We start from the raw sequence: 1,864 nt of genomic DNA on the forward strand, positions 1-1,864 counted from the left end.
CTCGATGGGGGAACCAGGCATTGCCGCCCGGTCCCTCGCGCAGGGCATCGCCCTTGGTGGCGGCCTCGACGATCGTGGGCGAGAGACCGAGATCCTCGGTGAGATGTTTGAACGCGGGGGAGTTCGGCTGGACGATCGGGGCTCGGGTCCATCGGGTGGACATGGCGGGCTGATCGCGCTGCTGGGGGGGTTCGGGTGTGGGTGTTGCGCTCATGGGGACCTCAGTTGGAATTGCTGACGACAGGGATCGGTGTGGAGGCGGGGAGGGGCAGGTGATACTGGGCGGTGTCTGCCAATCGCGCCGCTTCGAGCAGGGCGCGTTGCTGATCCAGGCGGAAGCGGGCGAGCGCGATGTAGTTGTTCTCCGCCATCTCGACGGCGATCTCGCGTTCGACGGTTGCGGGTGGTTCGTTGACCAGATTTTCGCGCCACTGGATGTTCGATTCCCGGCGATTGACGTCCAGTTGCAAGGCTTCGAGCCAGCTGGCGGTCGTGACCACCGGCTTGCCTTCGGCGGTCAGCTCGGCCTGCTGTGCGGTGGTGAGCGTCACCGTCGGGGTTCGATCGGCGATGATGCCGGTGGCGACCTGTCGCGCGAGGCTCTCCTGGGCGTTGTACTGGCGCCGATAGACCGCATCGGTCTGTCCGGCATTGCCGGCCAGCTGGCTGCCGCGCAGCGGGGCGGGGGCGACCGGCTGAAGCAGAACGGTCGCATAATTGTTGGCGGCGTTCAGCCCCGTCTGCCCATCGAGGGTCGATTGCCCGAGAAGCGAGGTCGCGACCTCGTCGCCATCGGGATCGCTGCCCACGGAGCAGAGGTTGGCGGCCTGGTCGTTGGGTGAGCAGTATAGCGAGTAATGGAGCTTATTCATCGCACCGACACCCTGGGCGATGCCGTTGAAGCTCGGCGTTCCCGGCTGCCCCTCGCCGCGGGCGTTCTGGATATTGGCGATCACTTTGGCGACCGCGTTGGTTTGATCGCCAGCGGCCACGACACTTTGCCCATTCGTCAGGCTGTCGCAGGTCTGGGGATTGACCACGTGTTGTTCGACGATATTCGCGCTGGCGGCTTCCTGATTGACGATGGCGTTGGCCTGGTCGGCCGCATTCATGATCTTGGCCTGCGCCGCGGTCTGGCCCTTGATGTAATTGGATATCTGGGTGAACCCATCGCCCAGTTGATTATTGATATAATTCTGGACCGTCTGGAGTTTACCGTCGATTGCGGACTGCATGGCCGCCACTTTCGATCCGACCGCGTTGACCGCCTGGATCAGGGCCAGGATATCCCCGAAACCGAACGCCTGGGCGCGAGGCGGGGTCAGGACGGTGACACCGAGGAGCAGTCCGGTGGCACCTGCAGCGAGCAGGGCCGTGCGCAATCCCGGCTTCCTGATCATGGCGCGGACCCCGGATTTGGATAGCCCGTCGGCGTGATCGGCGTGCCGTTCATGTAAAGGCTGGATTGGCCGTCATTGAGGCTGGTGCCGATGCTCGCCCAGTCGGGTCCGCCGCCCCCGAGGCTCAGCTGCGGGCAGAAATCGCCGAAACCGGAGGTGCCAAACCCTCCGAGATTGAACCCGGTGATCGTGATTCCACACTGGGCGTTGCCGATCGCGTCGGTATAGGCGCTTTCCGCCGCCTGGCAGATTTTGCCTTCGATGGAGTTCAGCAGATCGCCGGGATTGAGCAGGTTGGTGATGACATTGAGGCCTTTGCCCTGAAAGAAGGATGTCAGGCACGACAGCTGCGTTACATTCTCCGGCGGCTGCACGATCTGGGCGTTGGCCGCGATTTCGGAAGCGATGCCGTTGGATGCGGCTTGTGCGAGATCGGCGCAGCCCGTCGTGCTGCCGGAATTGGC

General features: G+C 63.9%; 3 protein-coding genes. All 3 read right to left on the reverse strand.

The features are described from left to right. Positions 1 to 214 (reverse strand): DUF3991 domain-containing protein (locus tag ACP5E6_RS17390; RefSeq protein ID WP_427956337.1); only part of this gene is annotated, 214 nt, incomplete at its 3' end. A 7-nt stretch (positions 215 to 221) separates the two neighbouring features. Then, entirely contained in the window at positions 222 to 1,400 is a 1,179-nt protein-coding gene (locus ACP5E6_RS17395) for a hypothetical protein (protein WP_427956340.1), read from the reverse strand. Then, a partial coding sequence (locus ACP5E6_RS17400) for a hypothetical protein (protein ID WP_427956343.1) occupies positions 1,397 to 1,864 on the reverse strand: 468 nt, incomplete at its 5' end. The genes ACP5E6_RS17395 and ACP5E6_RS17400, both read right to left, overlap by 4 nt.

The sequence above is a fragment of the Acidiphilium sp. genome, from assembly GCF_049977125.1.
In the GTDB taxonomy this organism is placed as follows: domain Bacteria; phylum Pseudomonadota; class Alphaproteobacteria; order Acetobacterales; family Acetobacteraceae; genus Acidiphilium.